At 35.9% G+C, this 24,368-nt stretch carries 24 protein-coding genes; 9 read left to right on the top strand and 15 right to left on the bottom strand.

Annotation, left to right across the window (positions count from 1 at the left end):
• Window positions 1-1,224: an HD domain-containing protein gene (locus tag LUA90_RS05860; RefSeq protein ID WP_231458648.1), complete on the bottom strand. Its 1,224-nt coding sequence runs from the start codon at window positions 1,222-1,224 to the stop codon at window positions 1-3.
• A 111-nt stretch (window positions 1,225-1,335) separates the two neighbouring features.
• Between LUA90_RS05860 and LUA90_RS05855 the strand changes: the two genes are divergently transcribed.
• The 4 genes from LUA90_RS05855 to LUA90_RS05840 all read left to right on the top strand — a co-directional run bounded on the left by LUA90_RS05855 (window position 1,336) and on the right by LUA90_RS05840 (window position 5,782).
• Window positions 1,336-2,889, top strand: a complete 1,554-nt coding sequence (locus LUA90_RS05855; RefSeq protein WP_231458647.1) for a PglZ domain-containing protein — start codon at window positions 1,336-1,338, stop codon at window positions 2,887-2,889.
• 197 nt (window positions 2,890-3,086) lie between these two features.
• The gene (gene tsaE / locus LUA90_RS05850; protein ID WP_231458646.1) at window positions 3,087-3,497 is read left to right on the top strand and encodes a tRNA (adenosine(37)-N6)-threonylcarbamoyltransferase complex ATPase subunit type 1 TsaE; all 411 of its coding nucleotides are present in this window, start codon (window positions 3,087-3,089) and stop codon (window positions 3,495-3,497) included.
• Between the two features lie 79 nt (window positions 3,498-3,576).
• Window positions 3,577-4,806: an alanine dehydrogenase gene (locus LUA90_RS05845; protein WP_231458645.1), complete on the top strand. Its 1,230-nt coding sequence runs from the start codon at window positions 3,577-3,579 to the stop codon at window positions 4,804-4,806.
• A 298-nt stretch (window positions 4,807-5,104) separates the two neighbouring features.
• Window positions 5,105-5,782: a M15 family metallopeptidase gene (locus tag LUA90_RS05840; RefSeq protein ID WP_231458644.1), complete on the top strand. Its 678-nt coding sequence runs from the start codon at window positions 5,105-5,107 to the stop codon at window positions 5,780-5,782.
• A 6-nt stretch (window positions 5,783-5,788) separates the two neighbouring features.
• Here LUA90_RS05840 and LUA90_RS05835 read toward each other — a convergent pair whose 3' ends face one another.
• From LUA90_RS05835 to LUA90_RS05800, 8 genes are all read right to left on the bottom strand, one after another.
• On the bottom strand, window positions 5,789-6,289 hold the full coding sequence (locus tag LUA90_RS05835; protein WP_231458643.1) for a phosphoglycerate mutase family protein: 501 nt from the start codon (window positions 6,287-6,289) through the stop codon (window positions 5,789-5,791).
• Window positions 6,290-6,404: 115 nt separating this feature from the next.
• Window positions 6,405-7,775 carry a RagB/SusD family nutrient uptake outer membrane protein gene (locus tag LUA90_RS05830; RefSeq protein WP_231490597.1) on the bottom strand — a complete coding sequence of 457 codons (1,371 nt, stop codon included), beginning with the start codon at window positions 7,773-7,775 and terminating at the stop codon, window positions 6,405-6,407.
• Between the two features lie 20 nt (window positions 7,776-7,795).
• Complete coding sequence (locus tag LUA90_RS05825) at window positions 7,796-11,083, bottom strand: TonB-dependent receptor (RefSeq protein WP_231490596.1); 3,288 nt, start codon at window positions 11,081-11,083, stop codon at window positions 7,796-7,798.
• 78 nt (window positions 11,084-11,161) lie between these two features.
• On the bottom strand, window positions 11,162-12,187 hold the full coding sequence (locus LUA90_RS05820) for a FecR family protein (RefSeq protein WP_231490595.1): 1,026 nt from the start codon (window positions 12,185-12,187) through the stop codon (window positions 11,162-11,164).
• A 59-nt stretch (window positions 12,188-12,246) separates the two neighbouring features.
• Complete coding sequence (locus LUA90_RS05815) at window positions 12,247-12,795, bottom strand: RNA polymerase sigma factor (RefSeq protein WP_231458639.1); 549 nt, start codon at window positions 12,793-12,795, stop codon at window positions 12,247-12,249.
• Between the two features lie 127 nt (window positions 12,796-12,922).
• A complete protein-coding gene (locus LUA90_RS05810) occupies window positions 12,923-13,963 on the bottom strand; it encodes an aminotransferase class I/II-fold pyridoxal phosphate-dependent enzyme (RefSeq protein WP_231490594.1) in 1,041 nt (346 codons plus the stop codon).
• A gap of 5 nt (window positions 13,964-13,968) precedes the next feature.
• A complete protein-coding gene (locus LUA90_RS05805) occupies window positions 13,969-14,985 on the bottom strand; it encodes a glycosyl hydrolase family 18 protein (protein WP_231458637.1) in 1,017 nt (338 codons plus the stop codon).
• A 63-nt stretch (window positions 14,986-15,048) separates the two neighbouring features.
• A complete protein-coding gene (locus LUA90_RS05800; protein WP_231458636.1) occupies window positions 15,049-16,377 on the bottom strand; it encodes a D-alanyl-D-alanine carboxypeptidase in 1,329 nt (442 codons plus the stop codon).
• Window positions 16,378-16,534: 157 nt separating this feature from the next.
• Here LUA90_RS05800 and LUA90_RS05795 point away from each other — a divergent pair, with 157 nt between their 5' ends.
• The 4 genes from LUA90_RS05795 (at window position 16,535) to LUA90_RS05780 (ending at window position 19,870) form a co-directional block, all read left to right on the top strand.
• The gene (locus LUA90_RS05795) at window positions 16,535-17,674 is read left to right on the top strand and encodes an aspartyl protease family protein (protein WP_231458635.1); all 1,140 of its coding nucleotides are present in this window, start codon (window positions 16,535-16,537) and stop codon (window positions 17,672-17,674) included.
• A gap of 70 nt (window positions 17,675-17,744) precedes the next feature.
• A complete protein-coding gene (locus tag LUA90_RS05790; protein WP_231458634.1) occupies window positions 17,745-18,602 on the top strand; it encodes a phosphodiester glycosidase family protein in 858 nt (285 codons plus the stop codon).
• A gap of 41 nt (window positions 18,603-18,643) precedes the next feature.
• On the top strand, window positions 18,644-19,573 hold the full coding sequence (locus tag LUA90_RS05785; protein WP_231490593.1) for a hypothetical protein: 930 nt from the start codon (window positions 18,644-18,646) through the stop codon (window positions 19,571-19,573).
• A 105-nt stretch (window positions 19,574-19,678) separates the two neighbouring features.
• Window positions 19,679-19,870, top strand: coding sequence for a cold-shock protein (locus LUA90_RS05780; protein WP_025141747.1), 192 nt, complete (start codon window positions 19,679-19,681; stop codon window positions 19,868-19,870).
• Window positions 19,871-19,945: 75 nt separating this feature from the next.
• Here the strand turns inward: LUA90_RS05780 and LUA90_RS05775 are convergent, their stop codons facing one another.
• The 3 genes from LUA90_RS05775 to LUA90_RS05765 form a co-directional block, all read right to left on the bottom strand.
• Window positions 19,946-20,431: a hypothetical protein gene (locus LUA90_RS05775; protein WP_231458632.1), complete on the bottom strand. Its 486-nt coding sequence runs from the start codon at window positions 20,429-20,431 to the stop codon at window positions 19,946-19,948.
• On the bottom strand, window positions 20,428-21,009 hold the full coding sequence (locus LUA90_RS05770; RefSeq protein ID WP_231458631.1) for an RNA polymerase sigma factor: 582 nt from the start codon (window positions 21,007-21,009) through the stop codon (window positions 20,428-20,430). The genes LUA90_RS05775 and LUA90_RS05770 overlap by 4 nt, the downstream gene beginning before the upstream one ends.
• A 351-nt stretch (window positions 21,010-21,360) precedes the next feature.
• A complete protein-coding gene (locus LUA90_RS05765) occupies window positions 21,361-21,681 on the bottom strand; it encodes a multidrug efflux SMR transporter (RefSeq protein WP_231458630.1) in 321 nt (106 codons plus the stop codon).
• 131 nt (window positions 21,682-21,812) lie between these two features.
• On the opposite strand from LUA90_RS05765, the gene LUA90_RS05760 reads away from it, so the two are divergent.
• A complete protein-coding gene (locus LUA90_RS05760; RefSeq protein WP_231458629.1) occupies window positions 21,813-22,169 on the top strand; it encodes a DUF6249 domain-containing protein in 357 nt (118 codons plus the stop codon).
• A gap of 53 nt (window positions 22,170-22,222) precedes the next feature.
• On the opposite strand, the gene LUA90_RS05755 is transcribed toward LUA90_RS05760, so the two are convergent.
• The 3 genes from LUA90_RS05755 to LUA90_RS05745 are packed head-to-tail and all read right to left on the bottom strand — an operon-like array spanning window position 22,223 to window position 24,330.
• Window positions 22,223-22,645 (bottom strand): hotdog fold thioesterase, encoded by a 423-nt coding sequence (locus LUA90_RS05755; RefSeq protein ID WP_231458628.1) that lies wholly within the window; start codon window positions 22,643-22,645, stop codon window positions 22,223-22,225.
• Entirely contained in the window at window positions 22,635-23,144 is a 510-nt protein-coding gene (locus LUA90_RS05750; protein ID WP_231458627.1) for a DinB family protein, read from the bottom strand. Before LUA90_RS05750 ends, LUA90_RS05755 begins: the two co-directional genes overlap by 11 nt.
• Entirely contained in the window at window positions 23,125-24,330 is a 1,206-nt protein-coding gene (locus LUA90_RS05745) for a HAMP domain-containing sensor histidine kinase (RefSeq protein WP_231458626.1), read from the bottom strand. Before LUA90_RS05745 ends, LUA90_RS05750 begins: the two co-directional genes overlap by 20 nt.
• Window positions 24,331-24,368: the final 38 nt, after the last annotated feature.

The raw sequence follows: 24,368 nt of genomic DNA, 5'->3' as shown, positions 1-24,368 counted from the left end.
TTAAATGCCACGAGGATAACAAAGTATATATTTCTCTACTGTTTTTTGCAACGATTCTAAATTCGACAAATCTGAAGCTTTAGCTATATCAACAATATCGTTATTTTTCATTAAAATCTTGATGTTCCCTACACCGGCATTATAAGCACGGTTTTGAATCATATCTGTAAAAACAAAATAACCGGCTTCTTCTGCACTAATTCCCAATAAATCTATGGTTGCGTTTTGCAGAAATTTTACACGATCATCACTTGCCTTTTCATTACTCATTTCTACTTTATATAGATTTCTTGAAGTAAGCATTTGGCAAAGTGCAGCTAAAATTTTATCAGGATGTTGAACCCAAACCTTAACCGCAGCATATATATCCTGGTCATCGAGATTTGTGAAGTGTGCCAAATTTTCTTGTTGCTCAAAGAAATTTTCTTCGTTAATATCGTTTTTTAGAAAATAACTTAGCGATGGTGCAGCAAATAAATCATCGCCTTTGGCTGCCAGAAATTTAGCCCGTTCTAATAATTTAACTAAAATCATTTCGCCGGCAATAACGGTTTTATGCAGATAAACCTGCCAATACATCAATCTACGGGCAATTAAAAATTTCTCAATAGAATAAATACCTTTCTCTTCGATAACTAAATCATCATCAAAAACGTTAAACATTTTAATAATTCTATCAAAACTAATTACGCCTTCACTTACGCCCGTAAAAAAGCTATCGCGATTTAGGTAATCCATTCTATCTAAATCCAGCTGACCAGAAATAAGCTGGTGTAAGAACTTTTTGTTATAAGTACCGTTAAAAATTTCAATTGCATGCGTTAATTTTCCGTCGAAATGCTGATTCAAATCCTGCATCAGCTTTGCTGAAATATCTTCGTGTTTAATGCCCGTAACTAAAGAATGCTCAAGTGCATGAGAAAATGGCCCATGACCAATATCGTGCAGTAAAATAGCCAATATAGCAGCTTGTTCTTCGCCTTCGGTTATGTTGTGCCCTTTACTTTTTAATAGCCCTATGGCCAGGCTCATTAAGTGCATAGCGCCTAAGGCATGATGGAAACGGGTATGTAATGCGCCAGGATATACCAAATGTGTCATCCCGAGCTGTTTTATGTAACGCAAGCGCTGAAAGTATGGATGCGAAATTACATCATAAACCAGTTCACTATGGATACTTATAAACCCGTAAACTGGGTCGTTAATTATTTTTTTCTTGTTCAATCGTTAAAAATAGTTAAATAGAAAGATACGGTACAAAAATTGCTATTTTTATTCATAGTTTGATTTACGTGCCAAAATATAAAGGCGCTAATACCCTATTTTTACAAAAACATGCAAGAAACTAAAATATTGTGGGCCGATGATGAAATTGACTTACTAAAACCTCATATATTACTACTGAATGATAAAGGTTATGCCGTTACTACATTCACTAACGGAAACGATGCCCTTGAAGCTTTTGGAAAAGCGCATTTTGATTTAGTTTTTTTAGATGAAAACATGCCGGGAATGAGCGGAATAGAAACGCTTTCGGCTATTAAAAATCTAAATCCTGATGTGCCGGTAGTTTTAATTACCAAAAGTGAAGAAGAAAATTTGATGGAAGATGCCATTGGTAGTAAAATAGATGATTATTTGATTAAACCTGTAAACCCTAAACAGGTGTTGCTAACCATCAAAAAGCTGATTGATAACAAGCGATTGGTGAGCGAGAAAACCTCGATGGCTTATCAACAAGATTTCCGCAGATTAGGAATGACTTTAAGCGATAAGCTTAATTATGAAGAATGGATTGATGTATATAAAAAGATCGTTTTTTGGGAATTAGAACTTGAGAAATTGGATGACCCACAGATGCATGAGATTTTAACCATGCAGAAGCAGGAAGCAAATACTCAATTCTCAAAATTTATCGAAGAACATTATTTAGGCTGGATAAAGGAAAAAGATAAAGCTCCGCTACTTTCTAATGAGTTGCTAAAAACCAAAGCTTTTCCGCACATTAACGATACTACACCAGTATTTTTTATATTGATTGATAACCTGCGTTACGATCAATGGAAAATCATCAATCCGCTTATTTCTGAATATTTCCGTATAGATGAAGAAGATATGTACACCAGTATTCTTCCTACGGCTACGCAATATGCACGTAATTCTATTTTTTCGGGCTTGATGCCTTTAGAAATGGAGAAACGTTTCCCTGCGCTTTGGCAAAATGACGATGATGAAGGCGGTAAAAACATGCACGAAGAAGCGTTTTTAGCAGATAATATCAAACGCAGTTTACGTAAGGATTGCAAATACAGCTACAATAAAATTTTAACTTTTGAGCAAGGAAAAGATTTAGTAGAACAAACTAATAATTTGTTGAAAAACGACTTTAATGCTATTGTTTTCAACTTTGTTGATATGTTAAGCCATGCCCGTACAGATATGCAGATGATACGCGAACTTGCAAATGATGATGCTGCTTATCGTTCGTTAACTTTATCGTGGTTTGAACACTCGCCATTGTTCGATTTATTGAAGAAAATATCACAGAAACAGGTTAAAGTAATCATCACTACCGACCACGGAACAATTCGTGTTAAAAAACCGGTAAAAGTAATTGGCGATAGAAGTACAAATACCAACTTGAGATACAAACAGGGCAGAAACTTAAATTTTAACGCTAAAGAGGTTTTTGCAATTAAGAATCCACATGATGCTTTATTGCCGAAAATTAACATCAGCAGCAGTTATATTTTTGCCAGAGAGGATAGTTACTTTGTTTACCCGAACAATTATAACCAGTTTGTAAATTACTATAATGAAACCTTTCAACATGGGGGCATCTCTTTAGAAGAAATGATTATCCCTGTAGTAACCTATTCGCCGAGGTAAATATTAGCTCTGGTCGTCATTTCAAGGGGAGCGTAATCAAGAAATCTTTTAATTGTAAAAAAGTTCAATTTCAAAGATTTCGTCGCTTCGGTGTAGATGAGGGTTGAATTAATAATCTTTCACAAGATCAGCACAACGATAATTTTAAAGGCAAAAGCAACACAATTATGTGTTACTTTTGCCTTTATTTTTTTAAGATGGAATTAATAGTTAACAGTTTAGCCGATTTACCAAAGGCAGCCCAACAGCTTTTAGATTTTGCAGGTGATAAAAAAATTTTCGTTTTCAGAGGTGATATGGGCGCCGGCAAAACAACTTTTATAAAAGTTTTGTGCCGTGAATTGGGTATTGAAGATGTAGTTTCTAGTCCAACCTATTCTATTGTTAACGAATATATAAGTCCAAAAGGTGCGGTTTATCATTTTGATTTTTACCGAATAAAAAACATTCAGGAAGCTTATGATTTGGGCTACGAAGAATATTTTTACAGCGGAGCAATTTGTTTAATTGAATGGCCAGAACTTGTTGCTGAATTATTACCAGAAAATTTGGTACATGTGGATATTAGCATAGCTAATAATACACAAAGAATATTTCGGATTAGTTAAGGATAGAATTATATATCAATTAATTAAGAGATTTTCCCTATCTTCAACAACCTAAAACAATAAACATTTTTTTTAAATCATGGCTACAGGATTACGCGAAGGAATGGCCGACATAGCTCGTCAGGGTTTATTGCAAACCCAAGAAGCAACACTAGAGACCCGAAATAGAAAAAACAATCTAAACATCGGAATACCCAAAGAAATTTCATTTCAGGAAAATAGAATTGCTTTAACGCCGCTATCTGTAGCGCTTTTGGTTAACAATGGTCATAGGGTTATACTGGAAAGTGGTGCAGGAACCGCAGCAAATTTTTCTGATACAGAGTATGCAGAGCAAGGTGCAAAAATTGCCTATGATAAAAAAGAGGTTTTTGACTGCGATATTCTGGTAAAAATTGCACCGCCAATGTTAGAGGAAATTGCCTTAATGCACAAAGGGCAAACCTTAATATCCTCTCTGCAAACCGGAACCTTAAAGCAAGAATACCTTAAAGCTTTGATGCACAAAAAGATTAATGCTTTATGTTTTGAACACCTTCGCGATGAAGGTAATGTTTTAAGTGTGGTTAGGGCGATGAGTGAAATTGTTGGCTCAACATCAATACTGATTGCTGCAGAATACTTAAGTAATGTAACCGGAGGCAAAGGTTTAATGCTTGGCGGTTTTACCGGTGTACCACCAACAGAAATTGTAATTTTAGGTGCCGGAACAGTAGGCGAATACGCCGCAAGAACGGCTTTAGCTTTAGGTGCCGAGGTTAAGGTTTTTGATAGTTCCATTTATCGTTTACGCCGCTTACAAAATAACCTGGGCAATAGCCGTGTATTTACTTCGGTTATGCAGCCTATTGTTTTAAATAAAGCCATTGTAACCTGCGATGTTGTAATTGGTGCAATCCGTTCAAGCCACGGGCGAAGCCCTTGTATCGTAATGGAAGAAACCGTTGCAAAGATGAAGCCGCATTCAGTTGTAATAGATGTAAGTATTGATCAAGGTGGTTGTTTTGAAACCTCTGAAGTTACAAACCATACAAATCCTGTTTTCAGAAAATATGATGTAATTCATTACTGCGTTCCTAATATTGCTTCGCGTGTGCCAAGAACGGCATCTTATGCTTTAACCAACATTTTTGCGCCGATTTTATTGGATATTGGCGAGTTTGGTGGGTTAATGAATATGGTTTGGAATAATCCGGGGATTCGCGAAGCCTTATATATTTACCAGGGAAACGTAACGAATAAAGACTTGGCTGATATGTTTAATTTGCCTTTTAAAGATTTAGAATTATTGGTTGTTTCTAATCAGTAATAATTTATTTCGTCATTGCGAGGCACAGCCTGCCCCGACAATTCGGGGAAGCAATATGTATTCGGCATTTATAATTCGTTTTTAGATGCCTATTGTCTTGGCCAGACAGGCTTTTTTCTTTTGACAACAAAAGAAACAAAATTGCCGGCTTAAAATTTTTGTACTTAAGTTTGTGATGAGGCTTGTGAGGTACTTACCCAAAAATTTGTTAGGCCGGTTATGAGCTTAACGCGGAAACAATGCTTAGGCTCTACTAATGTGAATTACTGGATCATATAAATTTGTTTAGAAAACTTCAATGAAAATCTTAATCATTCTATTATTTATTTCATTTTCTGCTTTAGCTCAAACTAAACCCGAAGCACCACAAAAACTTGTTGTTGTAAATTCATACAATCAATATCTGGCTTCTATTAAAATCAATCCGAACAATGAGCTTGTGGAGATAAAAAAAGCCATTCCAAATATCAAACTTGACATCCGCTATGCGACAAAAAATAATTTTATGCAACAGGTTATGTATAAGCAGGCTAGAGCATTTGCCAGAAAACAGGTTGTAGAATCACTAAAAAAAGTTCAGAAAGAATTGAATAAAAAAGGTTTGGGACTGAAAATTTTTGATGGTTATCGCCCGTATAAAATTACGGTAGAGTTTTATAAGAAAGCAAGCGATAAAAATTTTGTAGCAAACCCGGCAAAAGGTTCAAAACACAATAGAGGCTGTGCGTTAGATTTAACCATCATCAACTTAAAAACAGGCAAGGAATTGGAAATGGCTACACCTTATGATAGCTTTTCGAAAGCAGCAGCAGCAAATTATGAACCTGTAAGCGATGAAGTACGCAAAAACCGTGAATACTTAATCGCTGTTATGAAGAAAAATAAGCTAAACGTTTTAATAAACGAATGGTGGCATTACGACTTTCAAGGTTGGGAAAATTACGATATTATGGATATTCCGTTTGAAAAATTGTAATCAACATTATAAATGATGTGGAACACCGAATTGGTCCATCTTAACTTTAGCTTTATCGCCCTTTACATTTAATTTAAAGATGAAATCATAATCATCGTCTGTTAGTTCTTCCCTTGGGCGTTTGCCCCCAAAAGCTTCAATAATTTCTAAAACGGTGTTGGAGTGGCCTGCGATTATAATTTTTTTACCAACGTAGTTTGTTTTAACGCTATCTACAAGTGCCTTAATGCCGTTGTACTCAATTACTTTTGGAATCACTAAAGAATCTAAAGTTTGCCTTGTTCTTTTGTAAGGCGTTGTAAAGGCAGCATCAAAAGCTACCTTTTTTAAAAACTTAGCCAAATCTCCGGCTCTTGTTTTTCCTTCATCAGATAAATCCGGATTTTTTTCCTGTGGATTTGATTTATCTTTCTCAGCATGCCTAACAATCCAAACTTCGGTGGTTTGAGCCTGTACATTTATCAGAAATAAGAAAGATAGTGATAAGAGGAAGAAAAGCTTTTTCATTGGTCTTTATTTTGGTTATAAATATTGAAAAAATAATCCGTTTGAGGAAATCCCTGTAAAATGAAAAACCGATGCTGATTAAACAGCATCGGCTTAAAAGCTTATATTTTATTGATTAATAGCCTTGATTTTGCCATCCGCTTTTGTTATTCACATTGTCAATCTCCGTTTGCGGAACCGGATAGATACTTCTAAAAGCAGGAATGCCTGGGAAAACAGTTGCCATTTGCGCAGTTCTAACGATATCGAACCAGCGGTCGGCCTCTAAAGCTAATTCCAAACGTCTTTCCAAATAAACAGCAGCCCTAAAATCAGCTTGTGTAAGCAAGGTAGCAGCCGTTTTATTTGTTGCATTGGCGTTTGTTCTAACTGCATTTAAGGCTTTAAAAGCTTCAGCATTACCATAAGCAACCTCGTTTAAGGCTTCAGCGTACATTAACAAAACATCTGCACAACGTAATACCGGAAAATCGCCGCTAATTTCTGTTGAGTTAGAAACGGCACTGTTAAACTTACCCGGACGAAGTCCGATGTTGGTTGGTGCAACTAAAGCTCTGCGATTATCTGCTGTTTCAAACAATGCCTGAGGAATAGTTATTGTATTGGTATTGTTGTTATTTCTGTAACGATTATCTTGATTAACCGCTTCCCTAACTCCACCATTTAAATATAAAACTGCAAAAATAATATCGCGGCTGGTTTTTAACCCACTAGGAAAAGTTGTGGTTTGTGGTACCAAAGAAAGCGTTGTACCTGCATAAATTGCTGTGGCTAAGGGCTGCAAAGTGGATACGACCATATTATAGTTTTTTTGATACAAATACACTTTGGCCAATAATGCTGATGCAGCGTAACTTGTTGCTTTTCCTCTTTGTGCATCAGCCCAGGTTGTAGGCAATTTTGTAGCCGCATCGGTTAAATCGCTTATAATTTGTTGATAAACCTGCGCAGATGTTGCACGGCTGTTGTCTCTGGCTTCTGCAGTTTTTTGAACTGTTAAAACCAAAGGAACATTGCCCCAAATACGGGTTAAGTTAAAGTAGCTGAGTGCACGGATAAATTTTGCCTGGCCAATAATTTGGTTCTTTGTTGCGTCTGACATGTTAATTGCCGGAGCTCTATCCAAAATAATATTTGAACGATAAATGGCTTTGTAATGTCCTTGCCAGGAAGCGGATAAGATTGCATTAGCAGAAGTTTCTGAAAAAACCTCTATCGAGTTTCGCACACCAGCACCAGAACCCGGATCGTTATCAGTAACATTATCGCCACGAATTTCGCCTAAGGTTAGTAGATTGTTACCATACAAACTATCTGTTTGTAAAGCATCGTAACAACTTACTAAACCGCCTTGTAAACCTTTTTCATCAACATAAAATGTATTTTCTGTGTATGAATCTAATGGTTTTAAATCTAAAAATTTCTTGCAGGATGTAACTGTAATTGCTAAGCCACACGCTATAATGGATATGATATATTTTTTCATTTGATATCTTTTTTAAAGAATTATAAAGTGATATTTAAACCAATAGATGTAGTTTTTGCCGTTGGATAAACACCATAATCTTCACCGTTTGTTGTCGCATCGGTTCTGTTTGTAACCTCTGGATTATAACCAGTGTATTTTGTAAATGTGAACGGATTCTGCATCGACACATACAATCTAACTTTTGATAAGGTTAGTTTTTTAACAAAAGCATCGGGTAATGTATAACCTAAAGCGATGTTACGAATGCGTAGGTACGAACCATCTTCTACGTGCCATGTTGAGGTTGTTCCATTGCTCCCTTTAGCTACACGGTTTGCTCTTACATCTTGCCCGCTACCTGGGTTTGCTTCAGAAACCCATCTATCTAAAGAGCTAATCATGTTATTCATGTTACCTTCTTTATTGGCAAAATATCTACGAGATAGATTTAAAATTTTATTACCATAAACACCTTGCATAGCAACGTTTAAATCAATGCCTTTATATTCTAGTGAAGTAGCAAAACCGTAGGTGAATTTAGGCAAATAATTACCTACAATCTCGCGGTCTTTAGTTAAATCAATTACGCCATCGCCATCAACATCTTTAAATTTAAAATCACCTGGCTTAGAGGTATTCAAATCAAAATTCCCTTGCGTATCCATATAGTGCGGGTAAGCATTTACTTCTGCCTGGCTTTTAAAAACGCCCAATACAACCGGTAAATAATATGAACCAATTGGCTCACCAACACGGGTTAAAAAATAGGCATTTGCAACAGAACCTGTTCTAATAATATCGGCATTGCCTGGACCTAACTCAACTACTTTATTTTTATTTTTAGAGAAATTTGCATTGGCTGTCCATTTTACAGCGCCAAATTGTTGTGTTGTACCTAAATTGATATCTATACCTTTATTGTTAACTTTTCCGATGTTTTTAAGCTCGGTAGCAAAGCCTGTTGTAATTGGAACCGGTACATTCAGTAATAAATCGGTAGTGTTACTGTTGTAAGCATCAACTGTTAAGGTTAATTTATTATCCCAAAAAGCCACATCTAAACCAACATTTAATTGTGCTGTTTTTTCCCATCTTAAATCATCATTAGGTTGTGCATAAGTTGCTGCACCATTAACAACTGCAGGTGTTGCGCCACCAAAAACATAGCCGTAATTTGTCATTGAGCCTTGAGCTCCATAAGTTGGAATGTTAAAGTTTCCGGTTAAGCCATAACTTGCTCTTAGTTTTAAATCAGATATTGATTTTACATCTTTCAAAAAGTCTTCTTCGGATAATCGCCATCCTACAGATGCTGATGGAAAGTAACCCCATTTGTTATTCGCTCCAAATTTTGAAGATCCATCGGCCCTTACCGAACCGGTAAATAAATACTTGCCCTTATAGCTGTATTGTAATCTGGCAATGCCAGAAGCAAGTGCCCATTGTGATCTTGTTGATGTGCCACTGGTTACAATTCCTGCGTTTAAATATTCAATCTGGTCGCTGATAAATCCTCTCGAAGCAACCGCATAGTTTCCGCTTAAATCATCTTTTTGAGTAGACCAACCTAACAAAGCTGAAATGTTATGGTCGCCAATGGTTTTATTGTAACTTAAAGTTTGCTCTAATAACCAGTTTGTTTCTTTTATTGTTCTCGAACTTCCAGATGCATCAGACGGTGGATTACCTGCAGTGTTTGACAATGGAAAAGTTGAAGGGCGGAAAATATCTTCAGCGCTGTTAAACAAATCAACACCTAACTGAATTCTATATTTTAAATCTTTGAAGATAGATGCCTCTACAAATGCACTTCCAGTTAATCTGTTCGAGCCCACATCGTCTTTTTGAAGCATTGCTAAAGCAACTGGGTTCCAAGCCTGGGTTTCTCCATTGCCAGAAATTGTAGAACCATTTGGCAATGTTGTTACCTGCCCCGGGCTCCATGAGTTTTGAGCAAAACTATAGCTTCCGTTTGCATTAAAAACAGGAAATATTGGCGAATAATGCAAAGCTGATGCAACTATACCGCTACTGCTATATGGCCCGTTTGCATTAACTCTTTTTTCTTTAATAACTGATGGGGTTAAATTAACGCCATATTTAAACTTTCCTTTTGTGCCTTCTAAATTTAATCTTCCGCTGTAGCGCTTAAAACCGCTATTTAAAATAATACCATCCTGATCAAAATATTCCATAGAGGCATAATATTTTAAGGTTTCGCTACCTCCAGATGCTGATAACGAATGGTTCTGGATTTTGGCTGTTCTAAAAATTTCATCCTGCCAATCGGTATTTGTTAAACCTTGCTGACCTGATAAATACGGCAAAACATCTAAAGGAATAACGGCACTTGTATTGTTACCAGAGTTAACTAAACGTTGTGCGTTACTATCATTAATGCTATACGCAATAGTTGGATTACCATTTGCAACATTCCTACGATTTATCGCATCCATCGCGTCAGCATAAGTATTATTTCTAGATTCTATAACCATCTGAGAATACTGATAAGCATCCATCATATCGATTTTTTTCCCTAAAGTCTGCCATCCGGTGTAACTATTTGCGCTAATGGTAGCGGCGCCATTTTTACCTTGTTTAGTGGTAATTAAAACCACACCATTTGAACCCCTTGAACCGTAGATAGCTGCAGATGAAGCATCTTTTAAAACCTCAATCGAAGCAATATCATTTGTGTTAAGCGTGTTAATATTGTCTCCAGAAATTGGTACACCATCAATTACGTACAACGGACTTGAACCCGCAGTAATTGTACCAACACCACGAACTTTTATTGATAATGCGCCACCCGGTGCTCCAGAGCCTTGTGAAACCTGAACACCAGCCATTTTACCAACCATTGCCTCAGCAGCATTATTAATCGGTTGGTTTTCCAGGTCGCTGGCTTTAATACTTGCAATTGCGGTGGTTACATCTTTCTTTTTCTGACTACCATAACCAACAATTACAACATCGGTTAAATTTGCAGATTCAGGCATTAATTGAATCATTAATGTTGCCTGCTCGCCAGCTTTGAGTAAATAATTGTCGATGGTTTTTGTGGTGTAGCCAATATAAGAAGCACTAATGGTGTATGGCACATTTGCAGATAATCCGGAAATTAAAAACTTCCCATCGGCGTTTACCATAATACCTTTTTTCTCATTGGTTTTTGTGTTGAGTAAAAGAATTGAAGAGCCAATAAGCGGCTGTCCCGTTTCATCCTTTACAATTCCCGTAATCTCCGATGTTTGAGCACGGGCAGTTGCGGCGACTGTAATTAGCAGCACACAAAAGAACAAGTGTTTCGTAAATTTTCTTAGCATAGTTATATTCGTTTATTGTTTTTTCATAAAGGCACCAACAGTTAATTTGGAGCAATTAAATATTTAGTTTGGTTGGTTTTATTTGCTGATAATGTAGCCATTAGCTGTTTTGGTTAGGCTTAGCTCATTTAATTCGGTTATTTCTTTAATAATTTGTTCGGGCTTTTGGCTTAAATTGATGGTTCCGGTAAATGAGATTTCAGCTAAGTCAGTTTCGTTGTAAATAATTTTTATGTTGTAATGCGATTTAAGTTTTTCAAAAACATCTTTCAGCGCTACCTGGGTAAAATTTACTTCGTTTAATTTGATTGGCACCCTGGCCAGCAATCCATTAGTGCTTACATTAACCTTATCCTTCGATTTATCATAAACCAGTTTTTCGCCGGGCATTAAAATCTCACTAAAAATTTGCTTGTTTAAAACCCTCACCATTTTTTTAACCCAAACTTTACCTGTATGCAGCTCAACCTTTACCAATTCAGTTTTGTCATCGGCCGTAATGGTAAATGAAGTACCTAAAGCAGTTGTTGATATTCCATTTGAGTATACTGTAAATGGATGCTTTTTATCTTTGGCGACCTTAAAAAAGCTTTTACCTGTCAAATAAATTTCACGGCTTTGCTGTACAAAAGGTATGGCATATCTAATTTCTCCTGCCGGATAAACCTTTACAGATGAACCATCGGGTAATGTTATAGATTGGTTGCTGCTTGTGTAATTAACAAATGATTTCCAGACAATTTCTGCTTGCTTTTCTTTCTGCTCAATTTTATGCTTAGCCAAATTAAAAACCGTTGCTTCTGGTTTTAGCACCATATAAAATCCGACAGTCAAAACAGCTAATAACATTGCTGCTATTGCCATTATTTTATACCTTCTCAGCTTTACTGATTTTGAAATAGTTTCTCTTTTTATGGCCAAAAACAATGCTTCGCTTTTTTCGTTACTCATTAAAGCATCTTCAGCATCATCCCATTCCTCTTTTTTTAGCAGATGTTCGGGCAAATCTTCTACATCATTTAAATAATTTGCCACCAAAAGCTTTTCTTCTGGTGTACATAAACCCTTAAAATACCTGGCCAATAGCTCTTCAGATACAATCATAACTACTAATACGATTTGGAAAAGGGTTATCCCGTAAGCGGATGATTTTTTTTTTCAGTTTAACTGAAGAATTTAAGAAGCAATATAAATGCAGGAATATATGCATAGCCATCAAGTTGTTTAATGGCTAATGAAATGTGTTTTTCTACCGTTCTTGGAGAAATTGACAACTGCTCAGCAATTTCTTTATAGGAATAACCTTGTAAACGACTTAAAACAAAAACTTGTTTACGCACCGGCGGAAGACAATTTAAAACCTCGTCTAATTGTCTCTTTGTATCGAAATGTAACGATTGCTCTATTATATTCGTTTCGGTTTCGAGTTTGTATAAATATAGATTTCGGTCTTCAGTGGCTACCTTTTTAAAGTAATCCAATAATGTCGATTTTGAAATTTTAAACAATTGAATGTCAATTGGATAATCATCAGAAAGCGTATGCTTAAATCTCCAGAGTTTTATAAAGGCAAGTTGAGTTAATTCTTCTGCCAAATCATCAGATGCAGTTTTATTAAAAAAATAAGCGAAAACCTTCTTATGCCATAGTTTAAAAACTATTTCAAAAGATTTGTGGTTCCCTTGCCTTATATCTTCAATGTAGCCTGTCATGTATGGCTCAAAAGTAATTTGGTTATATTATTATAAAATAAATATAGTATTAATTTTATAATGTTATCCAAGGCGATAGGCTATAGAAATATTTGATATAATTTCAAAAATCAATGCATAAAGCTGTTTATGAAATTGCCGACAACAACATATTGATTTGGTCTTCGGTATGCCAGCTAGAAATAATTACCCGGTTAATGGATAAATTATTGGTTCCCGGATAGGGAAAAGAGGAAATTAAAATCTGCTGATTTAATAGTTGGTTTGCAAAATCGGTGTTGTGGAATAAAAAAGCAGGAAAATTTTTAGCATAATCACATTTAGAAATTAATCCCTTTTCAAAAATTGAGATGTTACCATAAAGCTTTTGAATGGCCTTTTGATAAATTTCTTCGGCATACACAAAGGCATATAAACCTGCAGCAGCGGGCGGAGAAGCCCCTACAAAAGTATTTGTTCTCTTTAGTTGCTCTATTATTGAAGCTGAGCCAAGAACAATTCCTGCATCTACACCTAACGCTTTTGCCATCGAAGCCACGACTACATTTTCTACATTAGCCAGTTTTGGCAATGCGGAATAAGCACCCAAACCCTCATTATTTACACCAATACCATGAGAGTCATCAACAATTAAAATAATGCTTTTATCCTTATCAACTTTGTTTAAAAAATTAAAATCATAGATTTCAGGCATAATATTATTCATGGAGTTGCTAATCAACACCCAATTTTTTTTTGGTGATGAATTTATGAGCTCAACCGTTTCTATAGACCAATCCACAAATTTATTAGTGTGATTTATTTGATTTTCTACCCAAAGCGCCGGATGAGTAGATGGCGCATAAATTACGGTACCAAAAGCTGCAAGCTGGTTAACCGTTAACTGAGCGGCCAAATAACCACTTGATGTAATAAGGGCTGCTTCTGAACCAAATCTTTGAGCAGCCACCGCTTCTGCATGCTTGTAAATGCCGAGTTGGATATTATTGCTTCTGCTTGTTCCATTATTTAAGCCAAACTTTTTAATTCCTTCAACATATAAATTAATAAAGGCTTTATTCTGCGGGATGCCCAAATAGGCCGTTCCGCCAAAGTACAGATAGTTTTTACCAGATATTTGGATGGTATTTGAAAAAGGCTGATTTATTTCAGTAAAATCTAAATTCATTTTTATTAATAGCTTCTGCCTAAAGTATCGTTTGCCGCTTTTATAATAGATTTAGCACCACCATCATCATGGTAAAACTCCCAAAACATAACGCCATTGGCCACATCCTTGGCAAGTTTAGCTTTTTTCTTTGTTGTTGAAACACCATTATAATAATATTTTGTAGTGCCAACAAGTGCAGAATCTATATTTACATTTGCGTTTGCCGCTGCAATATCTCGGTAAGCAAGTGCAGAATTTGCAGCATTTTTACCATAAGCCGGAATCCCTAAAACAGCCTTCTCCTTCGGCATTCCTCTGGTGGTTAGCCAATAATTTAAACTGGAAACAGCCATGTTATACGATGCGTGTTGGAAAGGTTCAGTTTTATCCCAACCAATTCCATCGTAAACCATGATATTAAAAAAATCAACCAAAGCAAAAACTTCTGCTTTCAAACCATCTCTAATACTACCTGCGTAAACGCCTGGCGTAATGGCAGCGCTTAAAAACTTATTGTATTTGTGTAGCGAATCTGATAGTTCTTTAATCAGCAGTACATAATTATCTGCCGATCCATCGGCTGTACTAGGGTATTCCCAATCCATATCTACACCATCTAAATTATTTGTTTTGGCAAAATTGGTTACGTTTTTAACAAATAAGCTTCGCGATGTTGAGCTTGAAGCCATGGTTACAAAAATGCTTCGGGTACCCGAAACAGAAATGCCAAACTTTAATCCGTTTGCTTTAGCACGTTGCATTACCGTGCTGAACCGTGCAGGTTGCTCCAAAGTGGCCAAAGTACCATCAGAATTTGGATTTAAAAAAGCATAAAACAAATGGGTAATCATTTTATACTTAGCAGGATTAATGGCTTCCGGATCGCGATAGCTGGGAAAGTAAGAAACAATTTTAAAGCTGTTATCTGGCGTGTAAGGTTTAACTGGAACGTTTGGTTCGGGCGAAACTGAAGTTCCTTTTTTACAGGCATTAAGCGCCAATGTAAAAATCAGCGCAGTCCATAATATTAATTTTTTCATAGCTTAGGCTTTAAGGATGCTGTTACATTTCGTTGTGATAAAATTTATAATTCAGTTTTTTGATTAAAAATTATCGTGTATGTAAGTTACAATCCTCACCATTTCTGCTCTTACTTCAGCCGTAGGCTTAACAAAATTATTATTCATAAAAGAATAAATATAGGTTTTGCCATTTTTTGTAAGAACATAGCCGCTTTGATTATGAACACCGCCCAGCGACCCGGTTTTTCCAAAAACGAAAGGTTTATCTGTTTTTGGGTAGGCATTCTTCAAAGTTCCGCTTTTTCCGCCGGCAGGCAACATGTTAAAAAGTTTTTCGGGGTTATTTACCAAATGATAAATGGAATCTAACAAGTAAATATTATCTCTTGGTGTAAATAAATTCTGGCGGGATAATCCCGAACCATCAACCCATTTTACTCTATCGGGCAAAAAAGACAGATGATTTTTAGTTACATGCTGAATCGCTTTTGTAGTGCTTAATGTATCGCCAATTTGATTAGAAATTACCAAAAGCAAATGCTCTGCAATAAAATTATCACTTGGCAACATCATGTGTTTTAAAACAGAATCTCTGCTGGCGCCGGGTAGAGTTTTAGCTCCGGAAGGCATACGCATTTTTATCAATCCAACTGTTTTATGTAAGGTATCTGATAAAACTTCTACAGTTGTTTGCGGACTGGTTTTATATGGATTTTGCTGATTGTAATTTGGCTTAACGGCAACTGCGGGATAATGAAACTCGTTGGTTAGGAAATTCCGCGTTACCTGAAAATTACCTGAAGTTTTAGTTGAATCTACTGCAAAACAGTGGGTAAAAACTTTGGGAACTATGTTTATTTTGTTTGGCGATAAATATGTAGAAGTAACCATATTATCCATAATCGGCATTTCTGATATTTCTGGCTGGTAATAAAAATCGTAATCGTCCCAAGCCCAACCATCGCCAAAAAAAGTTCCAGAATACCTGCCCGGGGCAAAAAATAATTTTTTATTCGATGCCTGAAGAAAATTATAGGCCGATTTATCTTTAACGTTAAACTGTAAAAATGATGGATCTCCGGTACCCCAAAAAATAAGCGAGTCGTTTTTTTCTATGTAACGCAAGGCAGGCATCACCTCTGGTAACATTTTCAAACTCGCAAAAAAGGTATAAAGTTTTGTATTCGATGCGGGTGAAAAATACTTATCCGCATCTTTTTCAAAAATCATTTTTTTCTCTTCCAGATTATACAGCGCAAAGCCAACCTGATATTGCTGTATTACACTATTATTTTTAAATTCATTGGATACCTTTTTGGCTACCATTTTATCGGTAGAACACGCAAATAACAAGCTGGTTAGTAATGTAGATAGAACTAAAGTGATGTTTAATAATCGGTTGGAAATCATCCTTAAAGTTATTATAAATAATACGAACTAAATGATTAAATTTAATATAATGTTAACCAAATGTAAATCGGCTATAATTTTAAGGGGCTGCATTATAGTAGCTTGCACCTGCTTTTTGCTGCTTCCACTTAAAAATAATGCTCAAGATTTTCATTTTATGGATAACCAGAAACGGCAGTCCATCTCTTTCAAATTAATAAAAAACTTAATAGTAATTCCGGTTTTTGTAAACGGTAAAGGACCATTCGATTTTGTTCTGGATACTGGCGTTGGACCAATGATTATTACAGAACCTTCCATTATCGATTCATTAGATTTTACCCTGATGAGAAAGATTAAAGTTTCTGGTTTGGGTTTAGAAACTGTTGAAGCATTTGTATCGCAAAATGTTAATGCCAGAATTAGCAGGGTAAAAATTGATCACATTCCAACAGCTATTTTAAAGGATGATTTATTTAATCTTTCCGGCCATTTGGGCACAAAAATTTATGGCTTAATTGGCTACAGCTTTTTTAATAGCTTCGTTGTTGATATCCGTTACACCAATAACAGACTTATAATCAGTAATCCTGATTCGAAAATAAAATATAAAGGCAGCAAAATTCCAATCTCTATAGAGAACATGAAAGCCTATGTTTATGCTGATGTTGAAGTGCCGGATGGTGGTGTGGTTCAAGCTAAATTTTTGATAGATACGGGTGCAAGTCATGCTTTATCAATGGAAATGTTAAATGGAAATATGTTTCCATTGCCGTTTTCTAAAATCAAATCGAACTTAGGCATGAGCCTGAGCGGACAAATAAAAGGATATTTAGGCCGGATAAAGCAGTTCTCAATTGGTAATTACGATTTTAAAGATGTGATATCCGGTTTTCCTGATTATCAGCTCATTTCGAAAAAAATTGATTTAAAAACCCGAAATGGAAACCTTGGTGCAGAACTTTTAAGAAAGTTTAATATTCAGCTAAACTATCGCGATAGCTTTATGTACGTTAAGCCAAATACCTATTTTAAAGCACCTTTTGAGCACGATATGATAGGTATGGTGGTTTATTTGGATCAAAAAAATTATACCCGCTTTTTAATTGGCGAAGTTGATGAAAACTCTCCGGCAGAAAAATCAGGCATTTGCCCGAATGATGAAATTATTGGCGTTAATTTCAAATCAATGGACGCTTACACTTTAAATGATTTGGCAAACCTTTTCAAATCTGGCGATAGCAAAAGCGTAATTTTAGAAATCTACCGTGACGAAAAAATTTACTATAAAGTGGTTCATTTAGAGCGCAGAATTTAATTGGTAATTTTCAGGTTACAAGCCAAATGCTAGTTTTATTGCTTTTAAATTAGCTGTTCAATCTCTATCCATGTTTAAAAATTTACTACTACTTATTTTTACCTGCGCATCAAGCATATTTGCACACGCTCAAAATATCGATTCGATAACGGTTGTAAAGGCAAAATGGCAAAAAACACGAATTGCAAAGCAGGTTAAATTATATGTACATCATTTTAATTCGAACAATTTATTCGCAGCAAATGAAAATATATCCTTTCTGGAAATTAAAAATACCGGCAGAAAGGCTGTATTCGCCATTGGAGCAGAAGATAAAACCTTATTATACACCAGCGATTTTGCTCAGAAAGACACCGCAATTGCCGCAATTAATGGGAATTTTTTCGATGTTAAAAATGGTGGTGCCGTAGATTTTGTTAAAGTTGATGGAAAAATAATTAATACCACCCGCCTGGAAAAAAACGACTTAAGAGCAAGGCATCAACAAGCTGCAGTAGTAATAAATGATGGAAAAATTGAAGTTAAAAAATGGGATGGAACAACGGATTGGGAAACCAAACTCAGCGAAAATAATGTAATGCTTAATGGGCCATTATTAACTTTTAATGGCGTTAACGAACTGTTGGATTCTGCCGCCTTTAACCGGTTACGCCACCCAAGAACATGCTTAGGTATAAAGCCAAATGGCAGAATAATTATGCTTACCGTTGATGGAAGACATGAAAATTCTGCCGGATTAAGTTTATTTGAATTAACAAAACTGATGAAGTGGCTGGGCTGCAAAACGGCAATTAATTTTGATGGCGGCGGCTCTACAACCTTGTGGACAATTAAAAACGGAATTGTTAATTACCCAAGCGATAATAAAAAATGGGACCACGAAGGGCAACGAAAAGTAGCCAACGTAATTCTGGTTAAGAAAAAATAAATTATTTTAGCCCAAAATTCAGCTTCATTCGTTATATAAATATGATAAGATACTTTTGGCTACTTGTAATTTCTTCAACCTTCTTTTTAGCCTGCGAATCTGGCAGTAAAAGAACAAATGCCAAACTTAGAGATTTTACTTTCGAGCCCGTAAAAGGTATCCGTTATATTGAAACAAAAAGACGTTTCAGTAATGGTTTATCTTTTAACGAGCAAGGTTTTATGCAAAAGCCATCGTGGATTATTGAAGTTGCGGCTGAAGGTACAATGATGGCCTGGAGCCCACAAAAGCAGGTTATGCAAAAGTTTTACCTGCAATACGATCATGGTAATCTTTACAATTTCGCCGAAGAATGGTTTAAGGTTAAAGCCCTTACTAAAGATAGTTTGGTTTTTCAACGCGTTCAGGTAAATAATAAGATTATTGCCAACGATTTTCGTTCGGATGTAAACATGACCTTTTACGCTCAGGATTACATTAAAAACAAACTTAAAAAGCCGGTTGAAGATTTGCAGAAACCAACCAAAGCCGATACAGCCTTTATTAAAAAGATTGCTACCAAAACTAATCTAAGTAGCGATAGCGCATTTGCTGCGACAGCACCGGTTCAGTTTATACCAAAGAGTAAAATTGTAAAAGTTAGCCAAACCGAAGAACCAGCCGATAAATTAAGCGGCAGAACAGCTTCTTATAATTATATGTTCCCTAAATACCGAATAGAAATTGATAGGGCTTATAAAGATTTTACTTACCAGTTTACAGCCATTGTTGATGTAAATGGAAGCATACATGTAAAAGCTGTTCATGGGATTTTAAAAGGCCAGGAAGAACAGAAAAAAGAAGTGGTTCAAAGCATTGCAGATATTTACATCCGTAACCTTTTTTATGTTGTTCCGGGTAGCACTTTAGGCATACAACATAACAGCGAAATTACAATAGGTGTATTGGGTAAGGCACTTAAAAAGTCTTAGTAATCATTTGGTTACAAAATTTTAACGTTAAAAAAATGTTAAAAAAATATTTTGATTTTAAAAATTAAAACCTACCTTGCATACTTAATTTTAATATTTAATACAATGCAAGAAGGCACAGTAAAATTCTTCAATGTAACTAAAGGTTTTGGCTTTATAGTCCCTGCAAACGGCGATAGCGAAATCTTTGTTCATTCAACAGGTCTTATCGACGAAATCCGTGAAAACGACAAAGTACAATACGAAGTTGCTAACGGTAAAAAAGGCTTAAATGCCGTTAATGTGAAAGTAATTTAATTAACTATCATATTTACAAAAAAGCCCCGATAAAAATCGGGGCTTTTTTTGTTTAAAAAATTTTCTGAGTTTCCACTACTCCTTTGTATTCAGTTTTCTTCTTAAAAAATAATCTATAAATATTAAAGCCATTATCAAATCAAAACCTATAAACAGGTATAATGCCGTTGGCGTTATATAATTTTCTATGTTAAAGTTTAAAGAAAAATTTAAGCTAAAATTAGGCATGGTTAGGTTTGTGGTAGAAATTACATAGCTAACAATTGCAAAAATAGAAAGCACAAAAAACGAAGTGATGCCATAAATAATCCGGGTATCTACCTTGGTTTTTAATACAACCGGAGCTGGCTCAAGCTCAATACGCTCCATAACGTTTCGGGTAAAAGACATAGATGGCGCATCCATATCCAATCCGTTTAAAGTACTGTTAATCAGCAGCAAATCTTCATACTGTTTTCTAATATCTTTATCTGAAGCAATTTGGCTTTCAACGTCTTTTTTTTCGGCATCAGTTAAAATGCCATCAATATAATCCCAAAGTTGTTGTTCTATCAAGTTCATAATAACTCCTTTACTTCATCTTTTAACAAAAATTGTAATTTTTCTTTAAGCCTCTGCCTTGCTCTATACAATTTTACCTTAATTGTATTGGCTTCCATATTTAAAACTTCGGCTATCTCTTCAAGGCTTTGTTCGCCTTTGTAAAACATGGTAATTATTGCAGCATCATCTGGTAACAAAAGTTTTATCGCATCGTTTAAAAAAGCATGACTATTTTGCTGCTCGTAAACATTTGCGTTAAAACCAGATGTATGATTTTCTAGTTGTAGAAATGTTTCTTCATCACTTATAGATGATGTATCTAAACGCTTTTTTCGCAAAAATGTCATTGCAGTGGTATATGTTATGGTATACAACCAGGTACTAAATTTAGCCGTTTGCTTAAAACTTCCAAGGGCTTTGTAAGCTTTTACAAAACAATCCTGAGCAATTTCTTCAGCATCTTCGCGGTTTTTTGCAAAACGCAAAGCAAGTGTAAACACAAACCGCTGATGACGCTTAACCAGCAAGGCATACTGCCCCGTATTTCCGGTCAAAATATCATTAATCAGTTCTAAATCTGTAAGCTCTTGCTTCATGCTTCTTGTAAGACTACAAGATAAAGAACGAGGTTACAGATGAATTTTTGAAATCAAAATATTTAATTGAAAATGAACACCTTAAGTTAATAATTCACTTTTCTTTACGCCGCAGATGGCTTAGTTCAACCTTGCTTTGGGCTTTTTAATCAATCGGATTTAGCATAAAGGTTTCTGCAAATTGCAACCCCAAAAATGAAATACTGTTTTTAGTTTTTAGCCCCGGTTGCAACGGTACCCCGCAGTGAGGAAGCATGACGAAGCGAAGCCTGCCTACAAGGCAGGCAGGCGTACAAGTGTAAAACGGGAACAAACTGAAATAGATGCAGCAAATTGCGCTTCACAAAAATATTAATGCGCAGCAAAAAACTTTAATCCGGCAATTGAACCAATTAGGGTGCATATAAAAAATATGCGCCAAAAAGTTGCCGGCTCATTAAAATAAAGAATACCAATAATTACGGTCCCAACGGCTCCAATACCCGTCCAAACGGCATAAGCAGTACCCATTGGCAAAGTTTGCGATGCTTTGTTTAGCAGTAAAAAGCTTAAGGCAATGCAGATAAAAAAACCTACGCTCCATTTAACATTGCTAAAGTTGCTTGATAATTTTAAGCAGGTGGTAAAACCAACTTCGAACAGACCGGCAATAATTAATATAATCCAATTCATGATTAGGTGTTTTGGCAAAGCTATAATTTTTTTACGGCCTTGCTGTAACCTGATCTAAAAGTGTGTTGTCATAACACACAGAACACGGTTCAAATTAATTTAAGAAATATTTACATTAAAAAATTATAATTATGGAAGGCGGAGTATTAGTACCAATTTCAATTTTCTTGGGCACCTTTGCAATGGTGTTTGGAATTCGATACTTATCAAACAAAGAAAAAATGGCCATGATAGAACGCGGAATTAATCCGGGTATAGGCAAATCGGCACCTAAACCTTATTTAAGCTTAAAATTTGGTTTGTTATTGGTTGGCTTGGGCATTGGTTTGCTGGTTGCATTATTTACGGTGCGAAGTGTTTTTGGGTCAAACATGTCTCACCAGGAAGAAGGCCAGGCGGTTGCTATATATTTTGGCTGCCTGGGTATTTTTGGCGGCTTGGGTTTAATAACTTCGTTCCTTATCGAGAAAAAAGCGATTGATAAATAGCATATTTTGAAAGCTAAAAAGCCTGTTTTGCAATTTTGCAGAACAGGCTTTTTTTATTGGGGCTTATTGATAATTGCCACCGTTAATCGACTTATACAATTCATTTTACCTCTTTCGTCGTAAATTTTTATATCCCATATATGCGTTTTTGCGCCGCGATGAATTACGGTACAAATGCCTTTAACCAAACCGCTTTTAACCGGACGGAGGTGGTTTGCGTTTATCTCCAGGCCTACGGCCATATATTTTTCCGAGTCGATGCACATGTAAGATGCAATGCTGCCCAGTGTTTCGGCTAGTACCACCGAAGCGCCACCATGCAAAATGCCTGCCGGTTGATGTGTACGCTCATCTACAGGCATGGTTGCGATTATAAAATCGTCGCCAATTTCCGTAAAAATAATATCTAGCAAACCACCAATATGGTTTTTCGGACGATTATTTAAATCATCAACAGTAAAGTTTTTAAACCACATGATAACGTTCTTTTAAAATACTAACGTGATGATTTACGTGTCCGCCAATTATAAACAGGATGGATTTTACGTTAATTTCTCTTGATGAAGCTGTTCCCTTTCGATTTAATTCTTCATCATTTAAACTGCGATAAAGGTAAAGATTTGCTTTTCTGAGTGCGGCAAATTCTTCAATCATATCTTCATAATTGCGTTCGTTAAAGCGAGCATTTAAAACATACTCGTCTTCATCAAAGCCGGGCAGATGTTGCTTTTCATTTCTGGCAAAGCAAGTAAATCGGTAGGTTAAAATGCGCTCTGTATCGATAATATGGCCAAGCATTTCTTTTAACGTCCACTTACCCTCTGCATAAGCATAGTTTTCTTTTTCTTTATTGGATTCGAAAAAAGACGGAATGCTGAAAATTTGCGCTTCGAGCACTTCAAAAATATCGCCATGTACTTTGCTGATGTAGGTTTCGCCCCAGGCAGGGTATTCGTTAGGCAGTGGTGGGTTCATATCTTAAGCTGCTTTTTAATATTATTCTAAATGTTGTTCCTTTGCCAAGTTCAGAATCTTTTACAAAGATTTCGCCGCTATGATAATTCTCTACAATACGCTTTGTTAAAGATAAACCTAATCCCCAACCTCTTTTTCTGGTGGTGTAACCTGGTTGAAAAACGGCATCGAATTTAGAACGGGGAATTCCTTTTCCAGAGTCGGTTACATCAATAAAAACTTGTTCTTTAGCTAAATTTTCGATAATGTTTACCGAGATAGAGCCTTCGTTTTCTATAGCGTTAGCTGCGTTTTTTAAAAGGTTTTCGATTACCCAATCAAACAGCGGAATGTTTAACATTGCCCTTACCTGTTCATCGCCGGTAATGGTAAACTTAACTTTATCTGATGTTCTTACTTTAAAATAATCGATAAAATTATTGATAACAACATACACTACGTGATCTTCCAAAATAGGTTTCGACCCGATTTTCGAGAAACGATCGGTAATAATTTCGAGGCGTTTTATGTCGTTCTCCATTTCGGCAATTAATGGATCGTCTTCTGCATCAAACTTCGATTTCATGAGTTCTACCCATGCCATTAATGATGATATTGGTGTGCCAAGTTGGTGGGCTGTTTCTTTAGCCAAGCCGACCCAAACATGGTCTTGTTCATCTCTTCGGGCAGAACTAAAAGCTGCATAAGCGGTTAAAAGAAACAGAAAAATAACCCCCATTTGTATATAAGGGAAATAGCGAAGTTGTGTTAAAATAAATGAATCCCGATAGTAAGCCTTAAATTCATCACCAAAAATATTCATGGTTGCAGGCTTATGCTGAATTTTCATTTTGCGTAGCTGATTGGCAAAATACAAACTGTCGTAAACCAATTTGCCATTATCCGGATACATTGATTTTGTACTGTCTAAGCCAGTGGCCGAAATAATTAAACCATCTTTATTAGTTAAAATAACCGGCATTTTGGTATTCTGCCTTACGGTTTCAACCAGGCCAACTAACACATCGTTATCCATTAAAAGCATGGAACGTTCTTGTACCCTAACCCATAACTGGAATTGATTGGCTTCTTCGCGTTCCATTTTTTTTACAAAAGAATCGGTGTAAAACACTGAGGCAATGCCAATTAAGATAGCAAATATGAGAAGGAAAAATTTCCAGCGGCGTTTCTTTTCGTATGGATTCATGCTTTGGGTAGCCAAATTACAAATAACAAAACGAAAAA

The sequence above is a fragment of the Pedobacter sp. Leaf170 genome (assembly GCF_920984665.1).
GTDB lineage: Bacteria > Bacteroidota > Bacteroidia > Sphingobacteriales > Sphingobacteriaceae > Pedobacter.
This window is presented reverse-complemented; position numbering and strand designations above follow the sequence as displayed.

Coding starts and splice junctions, on each gene's coding strand:
- LUA90_RS05855 (WP_231458647.1), top strand. CDS start 1,336: ATGCAAGAAACTAAAATATTGTGGGCCGATGATGAAATTGACTTACTA.
- tsaE (WP_231458646.1), top strand. CDS start 3,087: ATGGAATTAATAGTTAACAGTTTAGCCGATTTACCAAAGGCAGCCCAA.
- LUA90_RS05845 (WP_231458645.1), top strand. CDS start 3,577: ATGGCTACAGGATTACGCGAAGGAATGGCCGACATAGCTCGTCAGGGT.
- LUA90_RS05840 (WP_231458644.1), top strand. CDS start 5,105: ATGAAAATCTTAATCATTCTATTATTTATTTCATTTTCTGCTTTAGCT.
- LUA90_RS05835 (WP_231458643.1), bottom strand. CDS start 6,289: ATGAAAAAGCTTTTCTTCCTCTTATCACTATCTTTCTTATTTCTGATA.
- LUA90_RS05830 (WP_231490597.1), bottom strand. CDS start 7,775: ATGAAAAAATATATCATATCCATTATAGCGTGTGGCTTAGCAATTACA.
- LUA90_RS05825 (WP_231490596.1), bottom strand. CDS start 11,083: ATGCTAAGAAAATTTACGAAACACTTGTTCTTTTGTGTGCTGCTAATT.
- LUA90_RS05820 (WP_231490595.1), bottom strand. CDS start 12,187: ATGATTGTATCTGAAGAGCTATTGGCCAGGTATTTTAAGGGTTTATGT.
- LUA90_RS05815 (WP_231458639.1), bottom strand. CDS start 12,795: ATGACAGGCTACATTGAAGATATAAGGCAAGGGAACCACAAATCTTTT.
- LUA90_RS05810 (WP_231490594.1), bottom strand. CDS start 13,963: ATGAATTTAGATTTTACTGAAATAAATCAGCCTTTTTCAAATACCATC.
- LUA90_RS05805 (WP_231458637.1), bottom strand. CDS start 14,985: ATGAAAAAATTAATATTATGGACTGCGCTGATTTTTACATTGGCGCTT.
- LUA90_RS05800 (WP_231458636.1), bottom strand. CDS start 16,377: ATGATTTCCAACCGATTATTAAACATCACTTTAGTTCTATCTACATTA.
- LUA90_RS05795 (WP_231458635.1), top strand. CDS start 16,535: ATGGATAACCAGAAACGGCAGTCCATCTCTTTCAAATTAATAAAAAAC.
- LUA90_RS05790 (WP_231458634.1), top strand. CDS start 17,745: ATGTTTAAAAATTTACTACTACTTATTTTTACCTGCGCATCAAGCATA.
- LUA90_RS05785 (WP_231490593.1), top strand. CDS start 18,644: ATGATAAGATACTTTTGGCTACTTGTAATTTCTTCAACCTTCTTTTTA.
- LUA90_RS05780 (WP_025141747.1), top strand. CDS start 19,679: ATGCAAGAAGGCACAGTAAAATTCTTCAATGTAACTAAAGGTTTTGGC.
- LUA90_RS05775 (WP_231458632.1), bottom strand. CDS start 20,431: ATGAACTTGATAGAACAACAACTTTGGGATTATATTGATGGCATTTTA.
- LUA90_RS05770 (WP_231458631.1), bottom strand. CDS start 21,009: ATGAAGCAAGAGCTTACAGATTTAGAACTGATTAATGATATTTTGACC.
- LUA90_RS05765 (WP_231458630.1), bottom strand. CDS start 21,681: ATGAATTGGATTATATTAATTATTGCCGGTCTGTTCGAAGTTGGTTTT.
- LUA90_RS05760 (WP_231458629.1), top strand. CDS start 21,813: ATGGAAGGCGGAGTATTAGTACCAATTTCAATTTTCTTGGGCACCTTT.
- LUA90_RS05755 (WP_231458628.1), bottom strand. CDS start 22,645: ATGTGGTTTAAAAACTTTACTGTTGATGATTTAAATAATCGTCCGAAA.
- LUA90_RS05750 (WP_231458627.1), bottom strand. CDS start 23,144: ATGAACCCACCACTGCCTAACGAATACCCTGCCTGGGGCGAAACCTAC.
- LUA90_RS05745 (WP_231458626.1), bottom strand. CDS start 24,330: ATGAATCCATACGAAAAGAAACGCCGCTGGAAATTTTTCCTTCTCATA.